General features: G+C 67.0%; 22 protein-coding genes. 9 read left to right on the forward strand and 13 right to left on the reverse strand.

The genetic code is table 11. From position 1 onward, the window contains the following. The first annotated feature begins 32 nt into the window (after positions 1-32). The gene (alaS, locus tag ACYVB7_RS01450) at positions 33-2654 is read left to right on the forward strand and encodes an alanine--tRNA ligase (RefSeq protein WP_460504773.1); all 2622 of its coding nucleotides are present in this window, start codon (positions 33-35) and stop codon (positions 2652-2654) included. 2 nt (positions 2655-2656) lie between these two features. Here the strand turns inward: alaS and ACYVB7_RS01455 are convergent, their stop codons facing one another. The 8 genes from ACYVB7_RS01455 to creB form a co-directional block, all read right to left on the reverse strand. Next, positions 2657-3616, reverse strand: coding sequence for a pseudouridine synthase family protein (locus ACYVB7_RS01455; protein ID WP_460504774.1), 960 nt, complete (start codon positions 3614-3616; stop codon positions 2657-2659). Positions 3617-3632: 16 nt separating this feature from the next. Beyond that, positions 3633-4778 (reverse strand): bifunctional diaminohydroxyphosphoribosylaminopyrimidine deaminase/5-amino-6-(5-phosphoribosylamino)uracil reductase RibD, encoded by a 1146-nt coding sequence (gene ribD, locus ACYVB7_RS01460; protein WP_460504775.1) that lies wholly within the window; start codon positions 4776-4778, stop codon positions 3633-3635. After that, a complete protein-coding gene (locus ACYVB7_RS01465) occupies positions 4762-5166 on the reverse strand; it encodes a type II toxin-antitoxin system VapC family toxin (RefSeq protein WP_460504776.1) in 405 nt (134 codons plus the stop codon). Before ACYVB7_RS01465 ends, ribD begins: the two co-directional genes overlap by 17 nt. Further along, positions 5163-5393, reverse strand: coding sequence for an AbrB/MazE/SpoVT family DNA-binding domain-containing protein (locus ACYVB7_RS01470; RefSeq protein WP_460504777.1), 231 nt, complete (start codon positions 5391-5393; stop codon positions 5163-5165). The genes ACYVB7_RS01465 and ACYVB7_RS01470 overlap by 4 nt, the downstream gene beginning before the upstream one ends. 91 nt (positions 5394-5484) lie before the next feature. Next, a complete protein-coding gene (gene trmB / locus ACYVB7_RS01475) occupies positions 5485-6282 on the reverse strand; it encodes a tRNA (guanine(46)-N(7))-methyltransferase TrmB (RefSeq protein WP_460504778.1) in 798 nt (265 codons plus the stop codon). A gap of 34 nt (positions 6283-6316) precedes the next feature. After that, a complete protein-coding gene (locus ACYVB7_RS01480) occupies positions 6317-6694 on the reverse strand; it encodes a helix-turn-helix domain-containing protein (protein WP_460504779.1) in 378 nt (125 codons plus the stop codon). Between the two features lie 2 nt (positions 6695-6696). Then, positions 6697-7014: a type II toxin-antitoxin system HigB family toxin gene (locus tag ACYVB7_RS01485; RefSeq protein WP_460504780.1), complete on the reverse strand. Its 318-nt coding sequence runs from the start codon at positions 7012-7014 to the stop codon at positions 6697-6699. 88 nt (positions 7015-7102) lie between these two features. Further along, positions 7103-7798 carry a two-component system response regulator CreB gene (gene creB, locus ACYVB7_RS01490; protein WP_460504781.1) on the reverse strand — a complete coding sequence of 232 codons (696 nt, stop codon included), beginning with the start codon at positions 7796-7798 and terminating at the stop codon, positions 7103-7105. Positions 7799-7877: 79 nt separating this feature from the next. Between creB and creC the strand changes: the two genes are divergently transcribed. Beyond that, positions 7878-9341 carry a two-component system sensor histidine kinase CreC gene (gene creC, locus ACYVB7_RS01495; RefSeq protein WP_460504782.1) on the forward strand — a complete coding sequence of 488 codons (1464 nt, stop codon included), beginning with the start codon at positions 7878-7880 and terminating at the stop codon, positions 9339-9341. Between the two features lie 23 nt (positions 9342-9364). Here the strand turns inward: creC and ACYVB7_RS01500 are convergent, their stop codons facing one another. Continuing rightward, positions 9365-9787 (reverse strand): hypothetical protein, encoded by a 423-nt coding sequence (locus tag ACYVB7_RS01500; RefSeq protein ID WP_460504783.1) that lies wholly within the window; start codon positions 9785-9787, stop codon positions 9365-9367. A 646-nt stretch (positions 9788-10433) separates the two neighbouring features. Between ACYVB7_RS01500 and creD the strand changes: the two genes are divergently transcribed. Next, positions 10434-11807 (forward strand): cell envelope integrity protein CreD, encoded by a 1374-nt coding sequence (gene creD / locus ACYVB7_RS01505; protein WP_460504784.1) that lies wholly within the window; start codon positions 10434-10436, stop codon positions 11805-11807. Between the two features lie 9 nt (positions 11808-11816). Then, a complete protein-coding gene (locus tag ACYVB7_RS01510) occupies positions 11817-12503 on the forward strand; it encodes a metal-dependent hydrolase (RefSeq protein ID WP_460504785.1) in 687 nt (228 codons plus the stop codon). Here ACYVB7_RS01510 and gluQRS read toward each other — a convergent pair. The 4 genes from gluQRS to ACYVB7_RS01530 all read right to left on the reverse strand — a co-directional run bounded on the left by gluQRS (position 12475) and on the right by ACYVB7_RS01530 (position 16462). Beyond that, a complete protein-coding gene (gene gluQRS / locus ACYVB7_RS01515; RefSeq protein WP_460504786.1) occupies positions 12475-13491 on the reverse strand; it encodes a glutamyl-Q tRNA(Asp) synthetase in 1017 nt (338 codons plus the stop codon). The genes ACYVB7_RS01510 and gluQRS overlap by 29 nt on opposite strands. A gap of 13 nt (positions 13492-13504) precedes the next feature. Beyond that, positions 13505-14185: a DUF1345 domain-containing protein gene (locus ACYVB7_RS01520; protein ID WP_460504787.1), complete on the reverse strand. Its 681-nt coding sequence runs from the start codon at positions 14183-14185 to the stop codon at positions 13505-13507. Positions 14186-14220: 35 nt separating this feature from the next. Next, on the reverse strand, positions 14221-15378 hold the full coding sequence (locus ACYVB7_RS01525) for an NAD(P)/FAD-dependent oxidoreductase (RefSeq protein WP_460504788.1): 1158 nt from the start codon (positions 15376-15378) through the stop codon (positions 14221-14223). A gap of 82 nt (positions 15379-15460) precedes the next feature. Further along, complete coding sequence (locus tag ACYVB7_RS01530; protein WP_460504789.1) at positions 15461-16462, reverse strand: LysR family transcriptional regulator; 1002 nt, start codon at positions 16460-16462, stop codon at positions 15461-15463. A 127-nt stretch (positions 16463-16589) separates the two neighbouring features. Here ACYVB7_RS01530 and ACYVB7_RS01535 point away from each other — a divergent pair, with 127 nt between their 5' ends. From ACYVB7_RS01535 to ACYVB7_RS01555, 5 genes are all read left to right on the forward strand, one after another. Next, on the forward strand, positions 16590-17291 hold the full coding sequence (locus tag ACYVB7_RS01535; RefSeq protein WP_460504790.1) for a pirin family protein: 702 nt from the start codon (positions 16590-16592) through the stop codon (positions 17289-17291). Between the two features lie 75 nt (positions 17292-17366). Beyond that, entirely contained in the window at positions 17367-17921 is a 555-nt protein-coding gene (locus ACYVB7_RS01540; protein ID WP_460504791.1) for a flavodoxin family protein, read from the forward strand. 27 nt (positions 17922-17948) lie between these two features. After that, positions 17949-18557: a glutathione S-transferase family protein gene (gstA, locus tag ACYVB7_RS01545; RefSeq protein ID WP_460504792.1), complete on the forward strand. Its 609-nt coding sequence runs from the start codon at positions 17949-17951 to the stop codon at positions 18555-18557. A gap of 82 nt (positions 18558-18639) precedes the next feature. Further along, entirely contained in the window at positions 18640-20691 is a 2052-nt protein-coding gene (locus ACYVB7_RS01550; RefSeq protein ID WP_460504793.1) for a bifunctional 2',3'-cyclic-nucleotide 2'-phosphodiesterase/3'-nucleotidase, read from the forward strand. A gap of 65 nt (positions 20692-20756) precedes the next feature. Next, complete coding sequence (locus tag ACYVB7_RS01555) at positions 20757-21452, forward strand: DUF599 domain-containing protein (protein ID WP_460504794.1); 696 nt, start codon at positions 20757-20759, stop codon at positions 21450-21452. Positions 21453-21469 lie beyond the last annotated feature (17 nt).

Genomic DNA, 21469 nt, shown 5'->3' on the forward strand with positions numbered 1-21469 from the left:
CGGCGGCTCCGTTCAGAACAGCCCCATCCGCCATGACGACCCATTTCACCGTCGCCGAGATTCGAAAATCTTTCCTCGACTTCTTTGCCTCCAAAGGCCACACGGTGGTGGCGTCCAGCCCCCTGGTGCCCGGCAACGACCCCACGCTGATGTTCACCAACAGCGGCATGGTGCAGTTCAAGGACGTGTTCCTGGGCACCGACAAGCGCAGCTACGTGCGCGCCGCCTCCGTGCAAGCCTGCCTGCGCGCCGGGGGCAAGCACAACGACCTGGAGAACGTGGGCTACACCGCCCGCCACCACACTTTCTTTGAAATGCTGGGCAACTGGAGCTTTGGCGACTACTTCAAGCGCGAAAGCCTGAAGTGGGCCTGGGAGCTGCTGACCGAGGTCTACAAACTGCCCAAGGAACGCCTGCTGGCCACCGTCTACGCCGAAGACGACGAGGCCTACGACATCTGGACCAAGGAAATCGGCCTGCCCGCCGACCGCGTCATCCGCATCGGTGACAACAAGGGCGGGCGCTACAAGTCCGATAACTTCTGGATGATGGCCGACACTGGCCCCTGCGGCCCTTGCTCGGAAATCTTCTACGACCACGGCGACCACATCCCCGGCGGCCCTCCCGGCAGCCCCGAGGAAGACGGCGACCGCTTCATTGAAATCTGGAACAACGTGTTCATGCAGTTCGAAATGCATGAAGACGGCTCTGTCACCCCGCTGCCCGCGCCCTGCGTGGACACCGGCATGGGCCTGGAGCGGCTGGCCGCCATCCTGCAAGGCGTGCACAGCAACTACGAAATCGACATCTTCGACCGCCTCATCAAGGCCGCCGCCCGCGAAACCGCGCATGGCGACCTGAGCAACCCCTCGCTCAAGGTCATTGCCGACCACATCCGCGCCACCTCGTTCCTCATCAGCGACGGCGTCATCCCCAGCAACGAAGGCCGCGGCTACGTGCAGCGCCGCATCATCCGCCGCGCCATCCGCCACGGCTACAAGCTGGGCCAGAAGACCCCGTTCTTCCACAAGCTGGTGCCCGACCTGGTGGCCCTGATGGGCGACGCCTACCCCAACCTGGCCGCCAACGCCCAACGCATTGCCGACGTGCTGCAGGCCGAGGAAGAGCGTTTCTACGAGACGCTGGCCAACGGCATGGAAATCCTGGAGTCCGCGCTGGGCGGTGGTGCCCAGCAGCTGCCGGGCGACGTGGCCTTCAAGCTGCACGACACCTACGGCTTCCCGCTGGACCTGAGCGCCGACGTGTGCCGCGAGCGCGGCCTGAGCGTGGACGAGGCGGGCTTCAACGCCGCCATGGAGCGCCAGAAGGCCCAGGCCCGTGCGGCTGGCAAGTTCAAGATGGACAAGGCGCTGGACTACAGCGGCGCAGGCAACACCTTTGTGGGTTACGAACAGCTGCAGACCACTGCAAAAGTTGTAGCGCTTTACGCTGATGGTGTCAGCGTGGCAGCCCTCAAGAATGGTCAAAATGGCGTGGTGGTGCTGGACACCACCCCGTTCTACGCCGAAAGCGGCGGCCAGGTGGGCGACTGCGGCGTCATCCGCGCTGGCAGCGCCTGCTTTGACGTGGCCGACACGCAAAAGATCAAGGCCGACGTGTTCGGCCACCACGGCACCCTGACCGAGGGCACGCTGGCCGTGGGCGACACCGTCACCGCCCAGGTGGACACCGCCGCCCGCGCCGCCACCGCCCGCAACCACAGCGTCACCCACCTGATGCACAAGGCCCTGCGCGAAGTGCTGGGCAGCCACGTGCAGCAAAAGGGCAGCCTGGTCGATCCCGAGAAAACCCGCTTCGACTTTGTGCACAACGCCCCCATGACCGACGGCCAGATCCGCGAGGTGGAGCGCCTGGTCAACGCCGAAATCCTGGCCAACGCCGCCACACAAGCGCGGGTGATGGACATTGAAGGCGCCAAGGCCACCGGCGCCATGATGCTGTTCGGTGAAAAGTACGGCGACAGCGTGCGGGTGCTGGACATCGGCTCCAGCCGCGAACTGTGCGGCGGCACCCACGTGCAGCGCACGGGCGACATCGGCGCCTTCAGCATCACCGCTGAAGGGGGCGTGGCCGCGGGCGTGCGCCGGGTGGAAGCGGTCACGGGCTTGAACACGCTGGCCTACATGCAAAACATGGAAACCCTGCTGGGCGGCGTGGCCGGTACCCTCAAGGTGTCCACCAGCGAAGTGCACACCCGGGTGGAAAACCTGCTGGGTCAGGTGCGCGACCTGGAGAAAGAACTGGCGGCCCTCAAGGGCAAGCTGGCCTCGGCCCAGGGCGACGAGCTGGTCAACCAGGCCGCCGACGTCAACGGCGTGAAGGTGCTGGCCGCGGTTCTGCCCGGTGCCGATGCCAAGACCCTGCGCGACACCCTGGACAAGCTCAAAGACAAGCTGAAAACCGCCGCCATCGTGCTGGCCGCCGTGGACGGCGACAAGGTGCAGCTGGCCGCAGGCGTCACCGCCGACACGGTGGGCAAGGTCAAGGCCGGTGAGCTGGTCAACTTCGTGGCCCAGCAGGTGGGCGGCAAAGGTGGCGGCAAGCCCGACATGGCCATGGCCGGTGGCACCAACGCCGCCGCCGTGCCCCAGGCCCTGGCCTCGGTGCAAGCCTGGGTGGCCGAGCGGGTGTGACGCTAACCCCCGGTCAGTTGCTGCTGGCTCACAAAACACCGCGGCTCCCCCGTCACCGGGTCGGCAAAGGCCAGCTCGCGGCCCAGCAGTTGCAGCGGCGGGGTGTTGAAGTCTTCCCATTCACCCGGTGCCTTGAGCACCTCGGGGTAGAACTGGTCGTTGGCAATGGGCAGGCCCAGCGCGGCCATGTGCACCCGCAGCTGGTGGCGCTTGCCACTGATGGGGTGCAGGCGGTACAAGGCCTGGGCGTTGTCGGCGCTGTGGCGCAGCAGCTCCACCCGGGTGGTGCTGTTGGGGGCCAGGCCCAGGCGTTCGGCTTCGTCGGCGGGCACCTCCTGCATGCGGTAGAAGCGCTCGGGGTCCTCGCGCAGGTGGCTGCTGCGGGTGAGGGGAAACGTCAGCCCCGGGTGCCAGGGGGCCACGGCCTCGTACACCTTGTGCACTTGCCGCTCGCGGAACAGGCGCTGGTAGGCGTCGCGGTCTTGCGGGCGCACGCAAAAGGCCACCACCCCGGCGGTTTCGCGGTCCAGGCGGTGCAGGGGGCTGAGGGTGGGCAGGTCCAGCTCGCGTTTCAGGCGCACCAGCAGCGTTTCCTTCACAAACCGGCCCCCGGGGGTGACGGGCAGGAAGTGTGGCTTGTCGGCCACCACCAGGTGCTCGCAGCGGTGCAGCACGGTGTGGGAGAAGGGAATGGGTTGCTCGTCGGGCAGCTCGCGCCAGTAGTACACGCGCTGGCCTTTGACGTAGGGGGAATCCGGCGGCACCGACTGGCCTTGTTCGTCCAACACCTGGCCGGTGGCCATGCGTTCGGCCCATTCTGCGGCGGACACCGCGGGCAGCAGCTCGGTCAGGGCCTGGAGCACCGTGGCCCAGGGAATGCGCCGCAGGCAGGGCAGGGCCAGGCTGCTGGCCGACACCCCATCGCGCATGGGGATGTGGGGGTTCTTGGGCGGGCGCGACATGGCCGGGCGCGGCGGGTCAGTCCGCCCGACGCCGCGCGCGGATGCGCAGGTCCGGCCCCACAGGCGTGGCCTCGACAAACTGCCAGGGCAGGCCCTGGTCCAGCGACTCGAAGGGGCCGATGCGGGCCAGCCCGGCACCCGGGCCCAGCAGCGTGGGGGCGAGGTAGAGCAGCAGCTCGTCCACCAGCCCTTCGCGCAGGAAGGAGCCGCTGAGCTTGTGCCCGGCTTCCAGGTGCAGCTCGTTGATGCCGCGCTCGCCCAGCAGGCGCAGCGCCTGGGCCAGGTCCACCTTGGCCGGGCCGTGGCCGGAGGTGTGGGGCGGGCAGTCCAGCACCACCACCCCGGCGTCGGCCAGGGCCTGGCGGCGGGCGGTCGAGGCCACCGGGTCGGCCACCGTCAGCACCAGCACGGCACCGGGTGGGGGCACGATGCGGGCGCTGGGCAACAGCTCCAACTGGCTGTCCACCACCACGCGCAGGGGTTGGTGGGCGGTGTCCACCAGGCGCACGTCCAGCCGCGGGTTGTCGGCGGCCACGGTGCCCATGCCGGTCAGCACGGCCCCGGCGCGGCGGCGCCAGGCGTGGCCGTCGGTGCGGGCCTGGGCGCTGGTGATCCACTGGCTGACCCCGTTGGCCAGGGCGGTGGTGCCGTCGAGCGACGAGGCCATCTTCAGCCGCACCCAGGGCAGGCCGGTGCGCATGCGTGTGAAAAACCCGATGTTGCGCTCCAACGCCGCCACCGCCACCGGGTGGTGGGCAGGCAGCACCTCCACCTGCACCCCGGCGGCCCGCAGGCGGGCGATGCCCTGGCCATTCACCAACGGGTTGGGGTCGGTCTGCGCCACCACCACGCGGGCCACTCCGGCGGCCACCAGCGCGTCGCAGCAGGGCGGGGTGCGGCCATGGTGGCTGCACGGCTCCAGCGTCACCAGGGCCGTGGCCCCTTGGGTGCTGGCCCCGGCGGCCTGGGCGGCGCGCAGGGCCACCACCTCGGCATGCGGCCCCCCGGCCTGCTGGGTGTGGCCGTCGAACACCCGGCCATCGGCCAGCAGCAGTTTGCAGGCCACGCGGGGGTTGGGTTCGCTCAGCCCTTCGGACTGGGCGGCCAGGGTGTCCAAGCCCTGCAGGGCGGACTCGATGGCGGGCTCAAGGTTGTGGGGCATGGGGAGAGGGTTTGGCAAAGTACTTCACGCCCGGCAGGTTGTCGTAATCCACATCCTGGGTCCAGAACGTGGCACCGTGTTCCAGGGCCAGGCTGTACATCAGCGCGTCACCCATGGCCAGTTTGTGGCGAAGGGCCACTTCGGCACCTGCCACCGCACGGGGGGCCGTGATGTCGAGCACGCGGCCCAGGCGCATCACGTTCAGGCAGGCGGTCACCACCTCGGGGGGCAGTTTTCGGCTGAGGACGCGGTGAACTTCGAACAGCGCGATGGCCGGGACCAGGAGTGCCTGGCGTTGTTCGATGACGGGTTTGAACACCGGGCCGTTGGCCCCGGCGGTGAAGAACTCGATCCAGCCGGAGGAGTCGACCACATTCCACCGGGTCATTCGAAGTCCTTGTCCACTTCCTTTTCGATTTCCAGGTCCGCCGGGTCGAGGTTGTAGGGTTTGAGCATGCCGTAGTAGGCGCTCATGGGCAGTTCGGGCTTGATGACCAGTTCCTGCCCCCGCAATTCAAACTGGATGTGCGAGCCCGGGCCAATGCCCAGCTTGGCCCGCATGGCGGCGGGCAAGGTGACTTGGCCTTTGCTGGAAACGATGGCGTCGGCTTGCATGGTGGGCTCCAGGGCGGCGAAAGGTGCTTGAAAATCCACAATGTAAAGCGGCTTGATGGGTAAAGCAATGCGGCATTGCTTTACTTGGGGATCAGCTGCCCTTGCGCTGGAACACCAGGTCCCACACGCCGTGGCCCAGTTTCAGACCGCGGTTTTCGAACTTGGTGAGGGGCCGGTAGTCGGGCTTGGGGGCGTAGCCGCCCAGGGCCGCGTCGGTGCTGGTGTTGGCCAGCAGGGGTTCGGCGCTCAGCACCTCCAGCATTTGCTGGGCGTAGGGTTCCCAGTCGGTGGCGCAGTGCAGGTAGCCGCCGGGCTTGAGGCGGGCGGCCAGTTGGGCCACCAGCGGCGGCTGGATCAGGCGGCGCTTGTGGTGCTTGGTCTTGTGCCAGGGGTCGGGGAAGAAGATGTGCACGCCGTCCAGCAGCGCCCCTTGCCCCTGCGCGTCAGCCGCGGGCAGCATGTGCTCCAGCACCTCCACCGCGTCGTGGCGCAGGATGCGGATGTTGCCAATGTGCTCTTCGCCGCAGCGCTTGAGCAGCGCACCCACGCCGGGTTCGTGCACCTCGCAGCACAAAAAATTGTCAGCCGGGCGGGCATGGGCAATCTTGGCGGTGGCGTCGCCCATGCCAAAGCCGATTTCCAGGATCAGCGAGGCGCTGCGGCCAAAGGCCGCGGTGGCGTCAAACGCCTGGTTCGGGGTGAAGGGCAGCAAAAACTGCGGCCCGTACAGCTCGAACGCCTTGACCTGACCCGTGCCCATGCGCCCGGCACGCAGCACGTAACTCTTGATGGTGCGCAGGTACACGCCCTCCGGTGGCGGCTGGTGGCCGCGGGGGTTGGCGGGGTTGGGGGTGGGCGTGGCCGGGGTTTCGGGGGTGTCGGTGGTCATGAGAGGGAGGCGGGGAGGGGGTGGCGTGGGGTGCTCAGGCCGCAGCAGCTTCGGGCTCGCGGATCAGCACTTCTGCCGGAATGTGCAGCCCGGCACTCAGCCGCCGGATCATGCCCAGCGACAGAGAACGTTTGCCGGCCAGCACTTCATACACACGGTTGGTGGGGCCAACGTAGGGCACCAGGTCTTTGACGGTCAGCCCAGACTGTTCCATGCGGAATTTGATGGCTTCGATGGGGTCGGGCAGGTCAATGGGGCAGTGCTTGGCCTCGTAGGCTTGCACCAGCGTGCCCAAAATCTCCAGCCGTTCGCCTTGCGGGGTGTCTGCTGCCGGGTCCAGGTCGATCAGGGCAGACACCTCACTCAGGGCCGCAAGGTAATCGGCTTCGGTGCGAATGGCTTTGATTTCCATGATCAAACTCCTTTGAATTGATCTACCACGGCGGCATCGACCGCGTCGTATTCGGCATGCGTGCCAATGAACTTCACATAGACGTATTGCATGCGGTAGGCCATGGCAACGATCAGCCGGTACTTGTTTCCCTTGATGTTGAACACCACCCGGTTGTTGCCAACGATGCTGGCATGGGCGTATTGGTCTTTCACATCCTGGGGACAGGTCCACTGTGCTTGTCTGGCTTCAGCCAACCAAGCTTTCAGCGCACCCTCGGCATCGCCCCGGTTGGGTTGCTTCCAAAACGATTCGAGATTGCGCAGGGCCACCACGTGCATGGTGGGATTTTAGTCCCAAATTGGTACTGGTTCAGGGGGTGGGCTTGGATGTGCAGGGTGTCGATGTGTGCCGCGCATCCGCAGTGCCCTATGGTTCTTGCAGCGCATACCCCATGTGCCGGTGGGTCTGGATCCACTCGGCGCTCAGGCCCGCGTCGCGCAGTTTGGCCCGCAGCAGCTTGATGTGGGCGTCCACCGTGCGGTCCTGGGTGTCGGGGGCGTCGGCCCACACCTGGGTCATGAGTTCGGCGCGGGAGTAGATGCGCCCGGGCCGTCGCAACAGCGTGGCCAGCAGCAGGTATTCGTAACGCGTCAGCGGCAGGAATTGCCCCTGGCATTCGATGCGCTGGCGTTGCTCGTCCAGCCGCAGGGCGGTTGCCGCACTGGTGGCGGGGCTGGGCGCAGGGGCCGTGGCCGCCGCCGTGCGCCGCAGGATGGCCTTGACCCGGGCGCACACCTCGCGGGGCGAAAACGGCTTGCTCACGTAATCGTCGGCCCCCAGCTCCAGGCCCAGGATGCGGTCAATCTCCTCGTGCCGGGCGGTCAGGAACACGATGGGCAGCTCGCTGGTCTTGCGCAGTGTGCGGCACACGTCAAAGCCGTTGCCGTCGGGCACACCCACGTCCAGGATGGCCAGGTCGGGCGGCTCGTGTGCAAACGCCGCCAAGGCGTCGCGGGCCAGGCCCACATGGGTCACGGCAAAACCCTCGGCCCGCAGCACGTACAGCAGGGTGTCGGCAATGGCGGGCTCGTCTTCCAGCAGCAGGATGCGGCGTTGGCTCATGGGGCAGGCGGGGAGGGCGGGTGAGTGGCGTGGGTTTCAGTCTAGCGCCTTGCCCGGCGGCACTTTGGTATGGTGCGGCATGCGCATTGGTCTTCGGTTGCTGTTGGCGTTTTTCCTGGTGCTGGGCCTGGCCCTGGTGGTGGTGTTGCAGGTGTTTGTGGAAGAAGTCAAACCCGGCACCCAGCAGGCCATGGAAGACAGCCTGGTCGACGCCGCCAACGCCCTGGCCCTGCTGGCCGCCCCGCCCATGAAGGCCGGCACGCTGCCCCGCAGCGACTTTGCCCGGGCCATGACCGCGCTGTCCCGCGAAAACCCACGCGCCAACATCTGGGGATTCGAGAAGTCGCACATCGACTACCGCGTGTCGGTCACCGACGCCAAGGGCCTGGTGGTGTTCGACAGCCGCGGGCAGGACGTGGGCAAGGACCACTCGCAGTGGAACGACGTGTTGCGCACCCTGCGCGGCCAGTACGGTGCCCGCTCCAGCGGCGAAAGCGCCTACGAGCAGGATCGCACCGTGATGCACGTGGCCGCGCCCATCCGGGATGGCGAGCGCATCATCGGCGTGCTGACCGTCTCGCGCCCCAACCACACGCTGGCCCCGTACATCGAGCGCAGCCGCAACCGCATCCTGCGCTGGTCGTGGGGCGTGGTGGCGCTGGCGCTGGTGGTGGGGCTGCTGTTCACCTGGTGGATTGCCAGCTCCCTCTCGCGCCTGCGGCGCTACGCCACCGCCGTGGCCCAGGGCCAGCGGGCCGAACTGCCCCGCATGGGCCGCCTGTCGGGCAACACCGAGTTTGCCGACCTGGCCCAGGCCGTGGAGCACATGCGCCTGCGCCTGGAAGACAAGGCCTACGTCGAAAACTATGTGCACACCCTCACGCACGAGCTGAAAAGCCCGCTGGCGGCCATTCGCGGCGCGTCGGAGCTGCTGGAAGAACCCCTGCCCGAGGCCGATCGCCAGCGCTTTGCCGGCAACATCCGGCGCCAGACCGAACGCCTGCAACAGCTGATCGACCGCCTGCTGGCCCTGGCCGACGTGGAACAGATGCGCCACCTGCGCACCCTGGAACCCGTGGACCTGCTGGCGCTGACGCACGACGCCCTGCACACCGCCGAACCCCGCCTGCAGCAAAAGGGCCTGCGGGTAGACGGCCCACCGCCGCCGACCGACACCGACCCACCGCGCCCCGCCACCGTGGTGGGCGACCGCTTCCTGCTGGCGCAGGCGCTGCAAAACCTGCTGGACAACGCCATTGACTTCTCGCCACCGGGCGGCACCTTGACGCTGACCCTGGTGCGCGATGGCATGGGCTGGACCTGGACCCTGCGCGACCAGGGCCCGGGTGTGCCCGACTACGCGCTGCCCCGGGTGTTTGACCGCTTCTACTCGCTGGTGCGGCCCGATTCACAGGACAAAAGCTCAGGCCTGGGGCTGTGCCTGGTGAAGGAAGTGACCGAGCTGCACGGCGGCGAGGTCAGGCTGGAAAACGTGACCGACCCGGTGGGCTGCCGGGTGGTGTGGTGGTTGCCGGGGCGGTGAGGGCGGTTGAAGCCTGCGCGGCGTCAAAAGAGCTTGATTTCCAACACCAAGTCGGTGGTGCGATTAGGGATGTTCAGTGCCTTGAGCTCGTGAGAAAGCCGGGCGATGTCCTGCTCCTTGGTCCCGCTGTGAAAGGCCTTGTCAATGTATCTCTCCCAGGAGAAGCGGGCTGGAATGATGATGTGGGCCAAGTCACTGTAGTGAAACGACTGTCGCCACAGTCCCCCGTCTTGCGTGCACGACGGAAGAAGCTCGTCCTCCTCGGGAAGACCGCACGCCCAATACGTGAGACAGTCCTCCAGCATGGAGAACGTTGTCCACGCACACCAAGATTGACTGGCCCAAGCCAAGGATTGACCCTTGCCAAGCACTTGGCGAGACGTCTGTAAAAACAGTTTCCAGCTGTGGTCGTCCATTTCGATTCCTGGGTGATTGATGGTGTTCATTCGGTTGGTACTCATGGTGTCCACTTCGCCATCAAGGCCCCCAGACAGTCGCTGAGGACACCTGTTCTTGGTCGTGATGTATGGCGCAGACCATGTCTCCCATCGTCGCTTGGACTGGCACGAGCAAAACCCAGTCCTTGGATTGGTCATCAGGCACCCCGCGGTCCTGAACCCTGCGCCTGTCCAGCCCATGTTGTTCCGCCAGGGCCACCAGTTCGGTCATCGGCATTCCCGGTTGGACGTGGTCGCAAAACGTGCGAACGCAATGCATGTCCCACCCTACCCAGCCGCCCAAGGCCAAAGACAGCAAGAGCAAAGCCAGCAGCCACCGTGTGGCGGTTTTGGCGAGGGAGGTGAGCGTGGGCTTCATGGCGAGAGGTTCAACACCGGGTGTGCAGCAGGATCAACCGCAATGATCCCATCAGCCCATCACAGCCGCCTCACGCACACCCGCTTTGTGTTCCAGTGGATACTTCAAATTCCATAGCTGCTCACGCTTTCAAATCAAGCGCTAGAGCCTGATTTTTATTGAAATCTCTGGCATTCGGCTCCCACCCCAGCCCATTTCACACCCGCTTCACACCGCCTGCGTGAGCAGCGCACAGGGGCTTTGAACAATCGTGTTTCCCATTTCAAGGAGCACGACGTGAACCGTTTTCCCCTGTTGAGCAAGACCGCCGTCATCGGCTTTCTGATGCTGCTTTTGCTCATTCCCCTCGGCATGGTGACCGGGGTCATTCAAGACCGCATGCGCTTTCGCGACGACGCCATTCAGGACGTGTCGCGCGCCCACTCGGGGCCGCAGGTGCTCAGCGGCCCGGTGCTGTATGTGCCCTACACCGAAACCTTTGTGCGCACGGTGGTGGCGGATGTGGACAAACACATCCAGCGCCAGGAAACCGTGCAGGTGCACCGCGAGCTGACCGTGTTTCCCAAGGTGCTGGACACGCGCAGCCAGCTGGACACCGAGACGCGCTGGCGGGGCATCTTCCCCGTGACGGTCTACACCAGCGGGCACGACAGCACGGGCCGCTGGGTGGTGCCCGCGATCACGCCGCAGGAGAAGGAGGGGCGCATCACCCTGGGCCAGCCCTGGCTGATGGTGGGCGTGAGCGATGTGCGCGGCCTGATCGGCCGCCCCCGCCTGGAACTGGCCGGGCAGGCCCTGGACGTGGTGGCTGCGCCCGCCGGGCTGGGCCTGCCGCTGGGCCTGGCGGCGGCGGTGCCCGCCTCGCTGCTGACCCCCGGCGCGGTGCTGGACGTGAAGCTGACGCTGGCGCTGGCGGGCACCCGCCGCATGGGTTACCTGCCGCTGGCCGATGACAACACCATCACCCTCACCTCGTCGTGGCCGCACCCCAGTTTTGATGGCGACTTTCTGCCCCGCAGCCGCACGGTGTCGGCGGATGGCTTTGAGGCCAGTTGGGCCGTGTCGTCCCTGTCCAGCCACGCCCAGCAGCAGTTCCTTGCGCCGGGCAAGGGGGAGTCAGCGTCTTCGCTGGAGAACCTGGGCGTCACCCTGGCCGACCCGGTGGATGCGTACCGGTTGTCGGAGCGTGCGTCCAAGTACGGGCTGATGTTTGTGCTGCTGACCTTTGCGGCGTTTTTTGTGTGGGAAACCGTGAAGGGCTGGCGCATCCACCCCATGCAGTACCTGCTGGTGGGGGCGGCGCTGGTGCTGTTTTTCCTGTTGTTGCTGTCGCTGTCCGAACACACGGGCTTTTTGACGGCCTATGCGGTGGCCACCACCGCGTCGCTGGCGCTGTTGACGCACTACCTGCGCCATGTGCTGGGGGGCTGGGGTGTGGCCTGCCGCATGGGCGGAATGCTGCTGGCGCTGTTCGGGGTGCTGTACGGCATTCTGGTGTCGGAAGACAACGCGCTGCTCATGGGCTCGGTGCTGCTGTTTGGCGTGCTGGCGGCGGTGATGGTGGCCACCCGCAAGGTGGACTGGTACTCGGCCATGGGCCGCACAGAGCCCAAGGCGGGGCCAGGTGCAGCCGCCGTGGTGGCGGGTTGAGGAGCACACATGGCCACGTATTTGCACTTTGCACCGGCGGTGGCGTTGGCTGTGGCCGTGGGCCCGCGGCGCGTGGGTTGGGGCTTGATGGGCGCGGGCATGTTCAGCGCCCTGGTGCCTGACCTGGACGTGATTGGGGTGACCCTGGGCTGGGGTGCCTACAACGGCCCCTACGGCCACCGGGGCTACACCCATTCGCTGGGGTTTGCGTTGCTGGTGGCGCTGCTGGGGGCCTTGTGGCCCACCCGGGCCGGGTGGCGCATGCGGCTGGGGCGGGCGCTGTACCTGATGGCGTGCACCGCGTCGCACCCGCTGCTGGATGGTTTGATCGACGTGGGCGTTTGCAACGCCTGGCTGTGGCCCCTGGACGGCAACCGGCTGTGCCTGGATTGGCGGCCCATTCCCATGCGTGGGGTGCCGCTGTTTGGTTCGTTGCGCCTGAAGCTGGAACTGCTGTGGATCGGAGTGCCCTTGCTGGTGCTGGCCAACCTGGGCATGTTGCTGCGCCATGGGGCCGGGGCCTGGTGGCAGGCCCGCCAAAGCCGCCAGACCCGCCAACCCACGCCCCTGGCCCTGCGGCTGCCCGATTGGTGGCAAGACCGGCTGCGCCCCCGCGAACGCCGCCGCCAGCGTCAGGCGGGCATCCAGGCGCTGGTGGCCCCGTGGGTCAGGGGGCGGCGTGCGGCCATGCCGTGACCCACACGCCCAGGGCCTCGGCCACCGGCCCGGGGTGGAGGGGCAGGCCCAGGGCGATGGCGGCGGCATTCAGGGCCGCCAGCACCGCGGCGGGGTTGTCGAGCACCAGCGGGGCCGCGCCGTTTTGTTTGCTGAGTTTTTCGCCGTTGGCCCCCAGCACCAGCGGGGTGTGCAGGTAGACCGGGTGGGGCAGGCCCAGGGCGCGTTGCAGCAGCAGCTGGCGGGGGGTGTTGTCCAGCAGGTCGGCCCCGCGCACCACGTGGGTGATGCCCTGGGCCGCGTCGTCCACCACCACGGCCAGTTGGTAGGCCCACAGGCCATCGGCGCGTTTCAGCACAAAGTCGCCCACGGTGGCGTCCACGTCTTGCTGTTGCCAACCGGCCTGGCGGTCGTGCCAGTGGCAGGTGAGGGTGTTTGCATCGAATTCAGGAGCAAACTCATCAAGTAAATAAAGCGCAGGAGGCCAATTCTTTGATGAATCCTGCTGGGTGCGCAGCCGCCAGGCGCGTTCAGGGCGCTGAGGGCGTGGAGGGCGCAGGGGGGGGTGAGCGGCGTTGGCGGTGGATGCAGTGGAAGTGCCCACGCCCTGGCGGCAGGTGCCGGGGTAGCGCAGTTCGGCGTGCCGGTCGCGGGCCAGGCCCTGGGCGGCCAGCGCCTGGGCAATGTCCTTGCGGGTGCAGGCACAGGGGTAGGCCAGATCGCGTTGCACCAGCGTGTCCAGCGCCTGCTGGTAGGCGGCCTGGCGCTGGGACTGCCACAGCACCGGCCCGTCAGGGTGCAGGCCACAGGTGGCCAGTTGCTGGAGGATTTGCTCCCCCGCACCGGGAATGCAGCGGGGGGTGTCCACGTCTTCCATGCGCACCTGCCACTGGCCGCTGTGGGCGCGGGCGTCCAGCCAGCTGGCCAGCGCGGCCACCAGCGAGCCGGCGTGCAGCAGGCCGGTGGGTGAGGGGGCAAAACGCCCCCGGTAGCTTGACCCATGCCCCATGTGACCCGCCAAGCTAATGCAGCAAACCCGCCGCGGTGTTGACGGCCAGGGCCAGCAACAGGGTGTTGAACACGAAGGCGACCCCGGCATGGGCCATGACCAGTCGGCGCATGCGGGTGTTGCACACGGTCACGTCGGAGGTTTGCGACGTCATGCCGATGACGCTGGCAAAGTACAGAAAGTCGGTGTACATGGGGGCCGGGGTGCCAGGAAAGGCCAGCGCAGGCCCCTCTGCACCGTGAGGGGCGGCCCAGTAGGCGTGGGCATAGTGCAGGGCAAACGCGGTGTGCACCAGCAGCCATGACACCGCGAAGGCCAACCCCGCCAGCCCCAGGCGCAGGCCCACGTTCAGGGTGGAGGTGCCATCCAGCCCATACAGCTCCGCGACGATGGCCACCAGGCTGGCCACCGCCGCGGCCACGGTCAGCAGCAGCACGCCGGCGGCGCCGTCGTCTTCCGTGCGGGCCAGGGCTTTCATGTGGTCCACCGTGGCATGGGCCATCATCACCCAGGCCAGCAGCAGGTAGGTGAGTGCCCCGGCGCACCAGGCCAGCAGGGCACAGACGCTGGCACCCAGCGCGGGGGGTGTGACCAGCCACACCGCCAGGCCGACGATGGCCCCCGTCATCAGGCGGGAGCGGCTGTACCAGGGGTGCCAGTACCGCCTGCTGCTGTGGTGCGGGAGCGGGCTCACAGGGCGGCGAGCGGTGGGGCTGGGTGGGGCGGACCTCAGCCCAGCAGGGCCAGGGCCAGTTCCAGGCCGGAGACGAAAGCGTCTTCCACGCGGTGGCCCAGGCACCAGTCGCCGCACAGGCCCACGCCCAGTTCGGGCGACCACAGGTGGGAGCGGCCCAGCGGCGTCTGCGTCTGCGCAAAGCGCCAGCGGTGCACCACGGCGTGGCTGGGTTCGGCGCGGATGCCGGTCACTTCGGAGAAGGCGCGGCGCAGCTTGGCGGTGATGCGCTCGGCGTCGTCTTCCAGGTGTTCGGCGGACCAGGCGGGGCTGGCCTGCACGGTCCAGCGTTCGATGGGGTCACGCCGGGGTTTGCTGCCTTCGCGGGCCAGCCAGCTGATGCGGTGGTGGGTGCTGCGGGCGGCGTTCCATTGCGGGCCCAGGTGCGACAGACCGGGCTGCATGGCCTGGGGGAAGGCCAGCATCAGCGTCCAGCAGGGGGCCACGGTCACGCCGGAGAGGGCGGTGGCGATGTCGGCCCCCGCGCCGCGCTCCAGCCCGGAGGCGCGCAGGATGTCCTGGGCCTGCAGGTGGGGCAGGGCCAGCACCACGCGGTCAAAGCCGCCCAGCACGGTCTGGGCCCCGGTGGTGGTCTGGTCTTCGGTGTGCAGTTGCCAGCAGCCGGACTGGATGGGGTCGCGGGTGATGCGGCTGACCAGGGTGTTCAGGCGCACCTCGGCCCCTTGCTGGGGGGCTTGCGGGTGGGTGGCGTCGGCCAGGGGCTGGGCCCAGGTGTGCACCAGGGCGTTCATGCCGGGCACGGCCACGTAGTGGGCTTCGCGCGGGGGCGGGTTGGTTTCCACCACATGGCCCAGGGCGTCAAGCACACGCACGGTGCTGGCGCTCCAGGGCACCACCACGTCGGGCGTGGTGGACAGGGCCAGGGCAAAACGCTCGTCGCGCACGGTGAAGTACTGCGCACCGTGGTCAAAACCACCGAATTCGGTCTGGCGGGTGGCCATGCGGCCCCCGAAGCCGCGGCTTTTTTCCACCAGGGTCACGTGCCACCCGGCCTGGGCCAGGGTGCGGGCGCAGGTGACACCGGCCATGCCGGCCCCGATGACGGCCACGCGCTGCGGTGTGGTGGGGGATGCCGCAGCGCGGCGGGAGGAGGATGGACGGGTAGAACGGCGGGGTGCAGAGGGTGTGGTCATGGACAGGTGTCTCCTGGCGGGCACTGTAGCAGCGCCGTGGGCGGCGCGGGCTGATGGGGCTCAAGGGGAGCGCACGGGCGCTTCAGGTCATGGTGTGGTGGTTGAGCAGCGCGGCGCGGGTCTGGCTGTGGGCCAATTGGCCCAGCCACCACTGCAGGGCCTTGCCTTGCGAGGCCACCGGCGCACTGCGGGCGGTGCTGCCGCTTTGGCCCCGCCAGGCGTAACCCAGGCGGGCCACGCGGGCGCCCCGCTGCACCTCCTTCTGCACCAGCCGCCCGGCTTCGATGTAGGGCTGGGCCATGGGCAGGGGCAGAAATCCGCAGCCCATGCCGCGCAGCTGGGCTTCCAGCTTGTGGCGCAGGGTGGGCACGGTGAACACTTCCTGCCCGGCCAGCAGGTTGAAGGTGAGGCCGCTGCCGCGCTGGGTGGTGTCGGCCACGGCCACGGCGCGGTGCTGGCCGATCTGACTGTCGGGCAAGGGCTCGGGTTGGCTGGCCAGCGGGTGGTGGGGGGCCACGGCAAACACAAAAGGCAGGTCGCCCAGCTTTTCCATGTGGATGCCGGGGTGGCCGATGCTGGCGTCGGTGCCCACGCCCACGGCCAGGTCGGCCCTGCCCGACAGCAGGGCTTCCATGGTGCCGCTCATGTTTTCGTTGCGCAGCCGCAGCCGGGTGGGGGCACCCAGCTCGAAGAAGGCTTCGCACAGCTCGAACAGGGTGGTGCGGGCCATGGTGTTGTCGGCCACGATGGTGAGCTGCGGCTCCCAGCCGGTGGCCACGCGTTTCACCCGCTCGGCCACGGCGTCCAGTTCGTGCAGCAGGTGTTCGCCGCTGTGCAGCAGTTCTTCACCCGCGGGGGTGATGCGGGCTTGGCGGGCGCTGCGGTCGAACAGCAGCACGTCCAGCGCGTCTTCCACCTGGCGCACGCGGTAGGTCAGGGCGCTGGGCACCAGACCCAGTTCGCGGGCGGCGGCGGCCATGCTGCCGGTGCGGGCCACGGCTTCGATCAGGGCCAGGTTGTCGGGCGACAACACGGCCCGGGCATGGACCGGGCCTGGGCGCGAAGAAGTCCCTGTGGGTTGCATGGTTTGACCACCTTTCGTTCAATCCGTTCGAATGATGCCATCAAGTTCCTGCGTCCGTCGGGCGGGGTGGGCGGCCTACAGTGGCTGTCATGGCCCCGTTGCGGGGCTTCACTTTCAGGAGATTGCTGTGCTGTCCATTCGCCGTGCGTGCCAGCGGGGTTATGCCGACCATGGCTGGCTCAAGAGCCACCACAGTTTTTCGTTTGCCGGGTACTTCGACCCCGAGTGGATGGGCTGGGGCAACCTGCGTGTCATCAACGAGGACCGCATCGCCCCCGGCACGGGTTTTGGCACCCACGGGCACCGCGACATGGAGATCATCAGCTACGTGTTGTCGGGCTCGCTGGCCCACCAGGACAGCATGGGCAACGGCACGGTCATTCCCCCCGGCGACGTGCAGCGCATGAGCGCCGGGCGCGGCGTGCAGCACAGCGAGTTCAACCACGCGGCTGACGCGGAAACCCACTTTCTGCAAATCTGGATCCAACCCAACGAGCGCGGCATCATGCCCGGCTACGAGCAAAAGACCTTTGACATCGCCGACAAGCAAGGCCGCCTGCGTCTGGTGGCCTCGCCCGACGGGGCCGAGGGCTCGGTCACCCTGCATGCCGACGCCCGCCTGTACGCCACCCGGCTGGATGGGGCCGAGTCGGCCCGCCTGGCCCTGGCCCCGGGGCGCAAGGTCTGGGTGCAGGTGGTGCGCGGGGCGCTGAGCGTCAACGGTCAGGCCTTGCAGACGGGGGATGCCGCCTTGCTGGCCGACGAAACCGGGGTGCAGCTGGACCAGGGGCAGGAGGCCGAGGCCCTGGTGTTTGATCTGGCCCCCTGAATTCAATGTTTTTTTGAGGTCTACCGCTTTTTGGGCGGTGTTTGTTTGCTCTTGTTTTTAACCAAGGAGTTCATCATGGCAAAAGTGGTTGTAGTGTTCCATTCGGGTTACGGTCACACCCAGCGCATGGCGCAGTCGGTGGCCGAGGGGGCCGGTGCCGAGCTGGTGGTCATTGATGCCGATGGCAACCTGACCGACACCGACTGGGCCACGCTGGACGCGGCCGACGCCATCATCATGGGCAGCCCCACCTACATGGGCAGCGTGAGCTGGCAGTTCAAGAAGTTTGCCGACGCTTCCAGCAAGAAGTGGTTCGTCCAGGCCTGGAAGGACAAGGTGTTTGCCGGTTTCACCAACAGCGCCTCCATGAACGGCGACAAGCTCTCCACCCTGCACTACCTGTTCACCCTGGCCATGCAGCACAGCGGCGTGTGGGTGGGCACCGGCATGATGCCGTCCAACTCCAAGGCCGCACAGCGCAACGACATCAACTACGTGGCCTCGTTCGCCGGTGCCATGGCCACCACGCCGTCGGACGCCAGTGCCCAGGAAATGCTGCCCGGCGACCTGGAAACCGCCCGTCTGTTCGGCCAACGCGTGGCCGCCGTGGCCGCCCAGTTCAAGGCCTGAAGAGCCCTCACCGCCGGAGACAAACCCATGAAGCTGTTCTATTCGCCAGGCGCATGCTCTCTGGCCCCCCACATCGTCCTGCACGAAGCGGGTGTGCCGTTCGAGGCCGTGCTGGCCAGCACCAAGACGCACCAGTTGGCCGATGGCTCGGACTATTACGCCGTCAACCCGCTGGGCTACGTGCCGTTTTTGGTGCTGGACGATGGCCGCACGCTGCGCGAGGGTCAGGTCATCAGCCAGTACATCGCCGACCAGGTGCCGACCACCGGCCTGGCGCCTGCTGCGGGCACCTGGGAGCGCTACAAGCTGCAGGAGTGGCTGTCGTTCATCAGCAGCGAGTTGCACAAGGGCTTTTCGCCCCTGTTCAACCCGGCCACGCCCGACACCTTCAAGCCCGCCATCAAAGAGCGCCTGCTGCAACGCCTGACCTGGGTGGACACGCAACTGGCCGACCGGAACCACCTCATGGGCAACACCTTCACCGTGGCCGACGCCTACCTGTTCACCGTGACCAACTGGGCGGGGTTTGTGGGCCTGGACATTTCCGGCCTGGCCCACCTGGCCGCCTACCGGGCGCGCGTGGCGGGGCGGGCTGCCGTGCAGGCCGCCATGAAGGCCGAGGGCCTGCTGGGCTGAAACACGGTTGTCCCGAAAGCTTCATCGGGGCGTCATGGGGTTTGCATAGGCTCCCGTTCTTTCAACCGAACGGGAGCGCTTCATGTTCACCCTCGAACTTTCCCGGGCCTTGGCCCCAACCCCTGTCCGTGTGGCCGTGCTCCTGGCCACGGGCCTGGGCCTGACCGGCTGCCTGGGCAGTGGCGATGACCCCGTGGCCCTGGCCGATGGCACCACCGCCCAACTGGCCATCCTGGAAACCAGCGACCTGCACGCCAACCTCATCAGCTACGACTACTTCAAGCTGGCCGAGGACAAAAGCGTGGGCCTGGAGCGCACGGCCACCGTCATCAAACAAGCGCGGACCGAGTTTCCCAACCACCTGCTGATCGACAACGGCGACACCATCCAGGGCACCGCCTTGGCCGACCACCAGGCGCTGGTGAACCCTGTGGCCTGCAACCAGAAGCTGGCCACCTACAAGGCCATGGACGTCATCGGTTTTGACGTGGGCACGTTGGGCAACCACGAGTTCAACTACGGCTTGCCTTACCTGTCGCAAGTGACGGGCACCAAGTTCAATGTGGACGGCATGGCCGCCGTGGCCAGCCAGCCCACCTGCACGGGGCCGGCCTTCCCGCTGGTGCTGGCCAACGTGACCAGCAAGAAGGACGGGCAGACGCTGTACAAGCCCTACACCATCCTGACCAAGAAGATTGCGGGCAAGGACAAGGATGGCAAGGCCATCGAGAGCACGGTCAAGGTGGCGGTGATCGGTTTCGCCCCGCCCCCCATCCTCAACTGGGACAAACGCTGGCTGGACGGCAAGGTGGACGTGCAAGGTGTGGTGGAGACCGCGCAAAAATACGTGCCCCAGGCCCGAGCCGAAGGGGCGGACATCGTCATCGCCGCCTCGCACGGCGGCTGGGACACCAGCACCTACACCCCCACCATGGAAAACGCCAACTACCACCTGGCCAAGGTGGCGGGCATCGACGGCATCCTCATGGGCCATTCGCACGGCGAGTTTCCCAATGCCGCTTGCAGCACCCCCGCTTGCAGCGCCGAAGGGGTGGACAAGACCAAGGGCTCCTTCTTCGGGGTGCCCGCCGTCATGCCCAGCTACTGGGGCAAGGCCATCGGGGTCATCAACTACGGCCTGGTGGTGAAGAACGGCAAGTGGACCATTGACAGCGGCAAAACCCAGGTGAGCCTGCGCAAGGCGCTGACGGACGCCGCCACCAAGACCTACGTGGCGGTGGATCCCACCATTGCCACCGCCGTCAAGGCCGAACACGAAGCCGCCATTGCCTACGTGAAAACGCCCATTGGCAGTGCCGACTTCAACCTGGCCAGCTACTTTGCCGACGTGGGTGACGTGACCGCCATCCAGGTGGTCAACGCAGCCCAGGCCGACTATGTTGCCAAGTACGTGGCCGCCAACCTGCCGCAGTACAAAGGCCTGCCCGTGCTGTCGGTGAGCGCACCGTTCAAGAGCGGTTTTGCCGGGGGCACCGACTTCACCGATGTGAAGCAGGGCCCCATCGCCATCAACAACGCAGCCGACCTGTACCTGTACCCCAACACCGTGTATGCAGTGAAGGTGACGGGCGCGGGCATCAAGACCTGGTTGGAGAAGGCGGCAGAGCGGTTCAACCGCATCGACCCCACGCTGACCACCGCGCAGCCCCTGGTGTCCAGCTTCCCGGGCTACAACTTCGACATGTTCACCTCAGCCGACATCAGCTACGAGATCGACGTGACCCAACCCCTGGGCAGCCGCATCAAGAACCTGATGTACAAGGGCGCGGCCATCGGCAGCACGGCGGAGTTCATCATCGCCACCAACAACTACCGCGCCACCAGCGGCACGGCATTCGGCCTGACGGCGGCCAACACCATCTACGCCTCGCCCGATGCCAACCGCGACGTGCTGATCGACCACATCAAGGCCCGCAAGAACCTGACCCTGGCCGCCGATGGCTCGGCCCGCAGCTGGCGCTTCACCAAGGTGAGCACGGCAGGCCCGGTCACCTTTGTGTCGGGCAGCGGCAAGCTGGCGCTGGCCAGTGGGTTGGGCAACATCAGCGTGGTCAAGGACGACGACGGCTCGGGCAAGGGGCAGGGCGTCTACGCCATCGACCTGTCCCGCTGAGAAAACCGCCTGGACAACACCCTGCCCCGGCGCAGTCCGGGGCAGCTTCGTTTAAGGTGGCGGGCATGAAAATCTTCGAACTGCTGCCTTGGAAAGACTGGTTGGCCCTGGCGCTGTTTTTCAGCCTGTGGGTGGGCTACGCCTGGTTTGCCAAACATTGGGGTCAGCGGCAGCGCTCGCTGCTGATGACCACCAACCTCTACCGCCGCCGCTGGATGCAGCAGGCGGCCCAGCGCGACCCGCGCATGCTCGACGGCCTGATCACCCAGAACCTGTCGAGCACGCCGTCGTTTTTCTCGTCCACCACCATCCTGATCATCGGCGGCCTGCTGGCCCTGCTGGGCACCACCGACAAGGCCGCCGAGCTGGTGCGCGACATTCCATTCACGCAGATGACCAGCGTGCAGGTGTTCGAGTTCAAGGTCATGGCCTTGCTGGGCGTGTTTGTCTACGCCTTCTTCCGTTTCAGCTGGAGCATGCGCCAGTACACCTTTGTGGCGCTGACCATCGGGGCCATGCCCCCGCCCGAACATTTCCAGGCCCACCCCAGTGAGGCGGCGGCCTATGTGGACCGTGCGGCCAACCTGGTGGCCTCAGCGGCCGAAACCTTCAACGACGGTTTGCGCGCCTACTACTTCTCGTTTGCGCTGCTGGCGTGGTTTGTGTCCCCGGTGGCCCTGGTGGTGGGCACGGTGGGCGTGGCGGGCGTGCTCTACTCGCGCGAGTTCCATTCCGACGTGCTGGCCGTGCTGCGGGATTGAGCGTCAGAAATGATGCA

The sequence above is a fragment of the Hydrogenophaga soli genome (assembly GCF_054777695.1).

Coding starts and splice junctions, on each gene's coding strand:
- alaS (WP_460504773.1), top strand. CDS start 33: ATGACGACCCATTTCACCGTCGCCGAGATTCGAAAATCTTTCCTCGAC.
- ACYVB7_RS01455 (WP_460504774.1), bottom strand. CDS start 3,616: ATGTCGCGCCCGCCCAAGAACCCCCACATCCCCATGCGCGATGGGGTG.
- ribD (WP_460504775.1), bottom strand. CDS start 4,778: ATGCCCCACAACCTTGAGCCCGCCATCGAGTCCGCCCTGCAGGGCTTG.
- ACYVB7_RS01465 (WP_460504776.1), bottom strand. CDS start 5,166: ATGACCCGGTGGAATGTGGTCGACTCCTCCGGCTGGATCGAGTTCTTC.
- ACYVB7_RS01470 (WP_460504777.1), bottom strand. CDS start 5,393: ATGCAAGCCGACGCCATCGTTTCCAGCAAAGGCCAAGTCACCTTGCCC.
- trmB (WP_460504778.1), bottom strand. CDS start 6,282: ATGACCACCGACACCCCCGAAACCCCGGCCACGCCCACCCCCAACCCC.
- ACYVB7_RS01480 (WP_460504779.1), bottom strand. CDS start 6,694: ATGGAAATCAAAGCCATTCGCACCGAAGCCGATTACCTTGCGGCCCTG.
- ACYVB7_RS01485 (WP_460504780.1), bottom strand. CDS start 7,014: ATGCACGTGGTGGCCCTGCGCAATCTCGAATCGTTTTGGAAGCAACCC.
- creB (WP_460504781.1), bottom strand. CDS start 7,798: ATGAGCCAACGCCGCATCCTGCTGCTGGAAGACGAGCCCGCCATTGCC.
- creC (WP_460504782.1), top strand. CDS start 7,878: ATGCGCATTGGTCTTCGGTTGCTGTTGGCGTTTTTCCTGGTGCTGGGC.
- ACYVB7_RS01500 (WP_460504783.1), bottom strand. CDS start 9,787: ATGAACACCATCAATCACCCAGGAATCGAAATGGACGACCACAGCTGG.
- ACYVB7_RS01510 (WP_460504785.1), top strand. CDS start 11,817: ATGGCCACGTATTTGCACTTTGCACCGGCGGTGGCGTTGGCTGTGGCC.
- gluQRS (WP_460504786.1), bottom strand. CDS start 13,491: ATGGGGCATGGGTCAAGCTACCGGGGGCGTTTTGCCCCCTCACCCACC.
- ACYVB7_RS01525 (WP_460504788.1), bottom strand. CDS start 15,378: ATGACCACACCCTCTGCACCCCGCCGTTCTACCCGTCCATCCTCCTCC.
- ACYVB7_RS01530 (WP_460504789.1), bottom strand. CDS start 16,462: ATGCAACCCACAGGGACTTCTTCGCGCCCAGGCCCGGTCCATGCCCGG.
- ACYVB7_RS01540 (WP_460504791.1), top strand. CDS start 17,367: ATGGCAAAAGTGGTTGTAGTGTTCCATTCGGGTTACGGTCACACCCAG.
- gstA (WP_460504792.1), top strand. CDS start 17,949: ATGAAGCTGTTCTATTCGCCAGGCGCATGCTCTCTGGCCCCCCACATC.
- ACYVB7_RS01550 (WP_460504793.1), top strand. CDS start 18,640: ATGTTCACCCTCGAACTTTCCCGGGCCTTGGCCCCAACCCCTGTCCGT.
- ACYVB7_RS01555 (WP_460504794.1), top strand. CDS start 20,757: ATGAAAATCTTCGAACTGCTGCCTTGGAAAGACTGGTTGGCCCTGGCG.